Source organism: Campylobacter sp. BCW_4321, assembly GCF_001763075.1.
GTDB classification, from domain to species: domain Bacteria; phylum Campylobacterota; class Campylobacteria; order Campylobacterales; family Campylobacteraceae; genus Campylobacter_D; species Campylobacter_D jejuni.
Genome location: NZ_MJYA01000057.1, coordinates 1 through 5,563, shown reverse-complemented (window position 1 = coordinate 5,563; position 5,563 = coordinate 1). Strand labels below are relative to the sequence as shown.

Sequence of the window (5,563 nt, the reverse complement as noted above, 5' to 3'; positions counted from 1 at the left end):
TAACCCCATTTACCACCACAAATTTACAAACATAAAACTCTTGTTTTCTATCTTCATCTTCTAAGATTTCATCTAGTCCTTGTGCGATTTGAAGTTTTAAATTTTGCATTTTTGCAGGAGCTAAAAAACTAAAATGATATTCGTTTAATTCTTTATTATCTTCTAAAGCATTTTTGATGATTTTATCATACTCATGTAGCTGTGTAAAATACCCTACTCCTAAATCTTTGTTTTCAAATTCCTTATAAGCACTTTTATAAACTTTAGCAATGTTTTTTGAGATAATAAAATAAAGTTTGATTAAATTAGTATCAAAGCTAAGATTTAATTCTTTAAATTCATAATCTTTACTAAAGTCTTGTTTGAATTGATTAAGAATATTTATATCCTCTATATCTTTTAAATCTTTTAAATCTATATTAAATTCATTTAAAGCCTTATTTTGTTCTTTTTTTTCATTATTGATTAAAAGATTATAGATAGGTAAATTATCTTTTTGAAATCTATCACTTTTATAATGAAGTCTTATTATAGGTTCTTTTAACTCTATTTGATTTTTACTTTGTTCTCCTAAGCCCTCTTTAGGATTAAAGCTGTGATCAAATTTAAACTTAGTAGGAGTAAAGCTTACTTTTAAAGGAAAACCTTTATCACTAATACAAGCTGATATGAGTTCTTGTAAGATTACATATTCATTATTGACTTTCTTTTGAGATAAGGATCCTTTTACATTAACAACTTTAGTACAAGGAACACTTACACCTGCTATAGTATTAGGACAAGCTACTATACTAGAGTTTAATAAATCACTTTCTAGCATAATAGGCACACCATCATCTTTAAAAGTTTTTCCTTTGTTTGATTTAAGTATGACTTTACCTCCATGGATACATTCTAGGTTTTGATTTTCTAAAAGAGCATGAAGTTTAGCTATAGCTTGTTTTTTATCTACTTGTGTGGTTTTTTGTTCTTTTAAAGTGTTTGAAATTAAGTCTTTATACTCTAAGCTTTGTTTGCTTAAACATTCTAATTTGATATTTAAAGAATTTTCTATAATAGAATAATTAAGCAAGCAAAGTTCATCATTTTTATAAAAGATACTAAGTCTTCCTAAACCACTGCTTTCATCTTTAGGAGAAAAATAATAACTAGGTGTATCTTGTTTTATAGTATTATCTTGATCTAATTCTCCAAAGTAAAAAGGATTATTAGGAAGTTCATTTGATCCTGTAAGGAGAGTGGAGTTTAAAAAGATTTTTATATCTAAACTTTTAAAATCTATTTGATATTTTTCTTCTATGTCCTTTATATCCAAAACACTTCTATCTTTTGCAAAAATATCACAATGATTATCATAAATATGGATCAAATTTGACATAGAGATGAAAGAAGTATTGTTAGAATTATCTTGCAAATCTTGTAAATTTACTTTATCTAAGAATATGATTTTTATATTATTTGTCTTTAATACTATGGTATTGGTATTTTTATCATAAAATTGCTCTATGTTAAATACTTCGTTTAAAATTAAATTAACATCATTTTCCTTAGTATTAAAGCTTTGATTATTTAGATTATCTTGTAAGGAAATTTCTTTATTTAAATAGTCTTGGATATCTTTTATTTTTTCATTTCTTTTTTCTTTTAAAGTATTGATAGATTTATAAAGCCTTTTTCTAGCATCAAGATAGGTATCATTGAGCTTTTCTTTATCTAGGATGAAGATTTTTGTGAAAGTAGAATTATAGCCTAGATTGTTTATAGCGGTAGCTTGGGTGAAAAGATCTTCTTGATTATAATTTATAGCTATGGAATTTTCACATTGATATAAGGCTTTTAAATATGCTATGGATGAATTTTTATCTATTGTGTCTATTTCATCATTGTTTATAAAAGCAAGCCTTGTTATAAATAATTCTCTATCCATTTTTTTTCTAAATATTTAAGATAAATGAATATTATATCAAATATATTAAATTTTTGATAGTCTTTAAAGATTTTAATACATCACATACACACCCGCCATTAATATAGGATTACACACAAACCCTATAAGCCAACTTAATTTTTTGCGTTTTTCTCCTGTGCTATAACATTTAAATAAATAAGCTTGCAATAAACAAGGAAGTATAAAAAATGTGGTTGTAAAAAAAATAAAAGTTATACCGTCTAAAAAATCAAAATAATTATGTGCTTTATATTCTTGTGGTGATAATTTTTCAATTTCTGGAGGACCAAGCAATACAAGATCCCTAGAAGTTTCAAGATCATAAGTAAGATAAAATATGATAACAATAGCCATAAAAAAGATAATAAAAGATATTAAAAAATAAGATTTTACAAATTCTTTTATATTAATCTTAATCCAATAATTTATATATAGAAAAGACAATAAGAACGCTTAGAGCTATAAGATAAAATTCTATAACACTACAAGTAAGAATAAATCCTATCAAACCCAAAAAATAGAAAGCGTAATACTATCTCCCATTTAAACTCCTGTATTATAAAGCACATTATAAGCTTTATTTTTAAATCAAGCTTAGTGATAAAATCTTTACTATAAAGTCTAAAATCCAAACCATAAGGAGTGAATTTTTGATAGTCTTTAAAGATTTTCATATACCACATACACACTCGCAATTAATAAAAAGATATTACACACAAACCCTATAAGCCAACTTAATTTTTTGCGTTTTTCTTCTGTGCTATAACATTTAAATAAATAAGCTTGCAATAAACAAGGAAGTATAAAAAATGTGATTGTAAAAAAAAACATAGTTATACAAGTCAAAAATCCAAAATAATTATATGCTTTATATTCTTGCGGTGACAATTCTTTAGCTTCTAGAGAGCTAAGTAATGCAAGATCCCTAGAAGTTTCAATACCATAGGTAAGATAAAATATGATAACAATAGCCATAAAAAAGATAATAAAATATACTAAAAAATAAGATTTTACAAATTCTTTTATGTTAATTCTCATCCAATAATTTAAAATAGAAAAGGCAATAAGAACACTTAAAGTTGTAAGATAAAATTTTATATTAGTAAAAGCAAGAATAAATCCAAATAAACCCCAAAAAATAGAAAATGTAATATCTTCTCCCATTTAAACTCCTGTATTATAAAGCACATTATAAGCTTTATCTTTAAAATCAAGTTTAGCGATAAAATCCTTACTATAAAGTTTAAAGTCCAAACCATAAGGAGTGAATTTTTGATAGTCTTGGTAATCTTGATTGTAAAGATAGTATTGCTTGGTTTTTGGGGATTGTAGAATATCAGCAAAGGTTATTTGTGGTATAAAAAATAAATATTTCTTTGGTTTATAAGTTTCCATCTGTCTTGTAGAACCCCAAATACTAAAACTCTTTTCATTAAAATCCCAAGCTCCAACAGGTTGTCCTAGCTTGATAAAATTTCCCTTATCATCAAATTCATGTCCTTGATCTAAAAAATCAAAGCTATCATAAACATAAACAAGCATTTCATCAACGCGGTATGATACCTTTTCTCTATCTCCTTGAATTTCTTTTTTAATGCTTAATTTCGAAGGAACAAAATTAAAAGAAAATTTACCACTACAAGCATAAAGAGATAGATCTTGCATGAGTTCATCATAAGTTTGTTCCCCAATCTCCGATGTATCATAACCTAACATAGTGCTCATTGTCAATGGTTGCGTTCTTAAATATGTTTTAATAAACCAAGTAAGAGAAAATTCTGTATCAAATTGCTTTGCGATATTTACTTGTAAATTTTCCCGAATTTGTCTGAAAAACTCATCATCACCCACACCTATATATTGACAATTTAAAGTATCAAGCTCATAGGGCTTACAGTCTAAAATGCGTTTATAATCTTTTGAAATTTCATCATTTTCTTTAATGATGATATAAGATTCTTCATTTTTATCGCTTCGATTTTCTTTTATATCGATAGCAAAATCAAATTTATATTCTCCTTGAGGCAAATTTTTTAATATCAAAATATTATGAGTTTTTTGTAAGATTATTTCTATTTGCTTTGTAAAATTTTGAGTGTATATGTCTTCTTTTGTATGAAATTTTTTACTTAGTCTTTTTATTATAGGAAAATGAGAATAAAACTTATCCCAATCTAGCGTAGTGTAAAATTTAATAGAACGCCTTTCTTCTCTTACTTCATTTGTTTTATTATCTATATGGCGAGAAAAACGCTCTGAATTTTGCCTTAGTCTTTTCATCTCTTGGGTTTGTGTGTTGTTTGGATAAGGGGTATAATGTAAAATAAGGGGTTCTATACCTTTACTTTGTAAGAAATTTTGTATTTCTTTTAGTCTTTGTTCTGCTTGGGGATTATTAGGCTTATTTTGTTTTACGGGGAGATGATAATTTTGTATTGTATCTATCTTAGGGCTATTTTGCCACAATACTTGAAGTTGATAGCTAATAGCCCAACCTAGTGTTGCTATTTCATTATTGCTTTTTTGATAGTATTTAAATTCATTATAACAACACTCTAATTCTGTAGGTAAAACTGTTTCATCATATTGCAAAGTGCTAAAATTTATATTATTAATATAAATTTGGCTCTTTAAAGTTTCTTCATTAATATGTCCTACTGGAACAATGTTTTCCCAAAAAAGTTCTTCATCCATTATTTCATCCTATTGTTTTTATATTTTTTAGAAATTCCTTAAGCATGTTCTCATTTAAATTTATAGAATACCTAGTCCAGCACATTCTAGCATATTTATAAAGTTTCATATATTTGGCTTGTTTTCATATATTATTTTATCCTTTATGATTTGCATTTGAATTCATCTTTAGGAGAAAAATAATAACTAGGTGTATCTTGTTTTATAGTATTATCTTGATCTAATTCTCCAAAGTAAAAAGGATTATTAGGAAGTTCATTTGATCCTGTAAGGAGAGTGGAGTTTAAAAAGATATAAGCTTGATAGTTTTGAAGTTCTTCAAAAGTAAAATCTGTCGTTGCTTCTAATTTATAAAGTTCATCATAAATACTTTGACAATCAATGATGCTTTTATTTTCACAAAACAAATAAATACTTTTTTTATCTTTATGAATAGAATATAAAAAGTCTTTACCTATCATAATTTTCCTAAATAATACCTATTTTAGCTTTTCCATTAAAATACAAAGCTTGTGATATTTTACAAACTCCACCTAAATATTGCTCATCCCAAATTTGATCTTTTATTTTATAACTTTTTGAATTATATCCATATATTTTTGTTATATTATTAATATTTTCAAGACATTTCATATCTTTATAAACCACAATGAAAATTCTAAATTCCCCAATGGCAATTTTATGAGCTAAATTTTCTTGATTATTAATAAAGGAACAATCTTTTCTGTATTTATTAAAATCATTTTTATCAAGAATTAAAATGTATTTTTCTTTTTCTTGTGCCTTTAAAATAAAATCTATGATTTTTGTTTGACTAATAATAGGAGTTTTATAACTTGTATAATAATTATCTCCAAGCTCTTCTAAAATACCATTTGTTTCTTGCATTATGGTGGCTATTAATGAAAGAAAATATTCAAA

General features: G+C 25.6%; 6 protein-coding genes. All 6 read right to left on the bottom strand.

What is annotated here, in order from left to right; translation table 11 throughout:
- Window positions 1-1,072, bottom strand: a 1,072-nt coding sequence (locus AJN58_RS10575) for a hypothetical protein (RefSeq protein ID WP_180371436.1), incomplete at its 3' end; no start/stop codon positions are given.
- Between the two features lie 927 nt (window positions 1,073-1,999).
- Window positions 2,000-2,302 carry a hypothetical protein gene (locus AJN58_RS10360; protein ID WP_250540839.1) on the bottom strand — a complete coding sequence of 101 codons (303 nt, stop codon included), beginning with the start codon at window positions 2,300-2,302 and terminating at the stop codon, window positions 2,000-2,002.
- 306 nt (window positions 2,303-2,608) lie between these two features.
- Complete coding sequence (locus tag AJN58_RS06280; protein WP_070233467.1) at window positions 2,609-3,112, bottom strand: hypothetical protein; 504 nt, start codon at window positions 3,110-3,112, stop codon at window positions 2,609-2,611.
- On the bottom strand, window positions 3,113-4,642 hold the full coding sequence (locus AJN58_RS06275; protein ID WP_070233466.1) for a DUF6402 family protein: 1,530 nt from the start codon (window positions 4,640-4,642) through the stop codon (window positions 3,113-3,115).
- A 143-nt stretch (window positions 4,643-4,785) separates the two neighbouring features.
- The gene (locus AJN58_RS06270; RefSeq protein ID WP_070233465.1) at window positions 4,786-5,103 is read right to left on the bottom strand and encodes a hypothetical protein; all 318 of its coding nucleotides are present in this window, start codon (window positions 5,101-5,103) and stop codon (window positions 4,786-4,788) included.
- A gap of 7 nt (window positions 5,104-5,110) precedes the next feature.
- A partial coding sequence (locus tag AJN58_RS06265; RefSeq protein ID WP_250535461.1) for a hypothetical protein occupies window positions 5,111-5,563 on the bottom strand: 453 nt, incomplete at its 5' end.

Coding starts and splice junctions, on each gene's coding strand:
- AJN58_RS06275 (WP_070233466.1), bottom strand. CDS start 4,642: ATGGATGAAGAACTTTTTTGGGAAAACATTGTTCCAGTAGGACATATT.
- AJN58_RS10360 (WP_250540839.1), bottom strand. CDS start 2,302: ATGGCTATTGTTATCATATTTTATCTTACTTATGATCTTGAAACTTCT.
- AJN58_RS06280 (WP_070233467.1), bottom strand. CDS start 3,112: ATGGGAGAAGATATTACATTTTCTATTTTTTGGGGTTTATTTGGATTT.
- AJN58_RS06270 (WP_070233465.1), bottom strand. CDS start 5,103: ATGATAGGTAAAGACTTTTTATATTCTATTCATAAAGATAAAAAAAGT.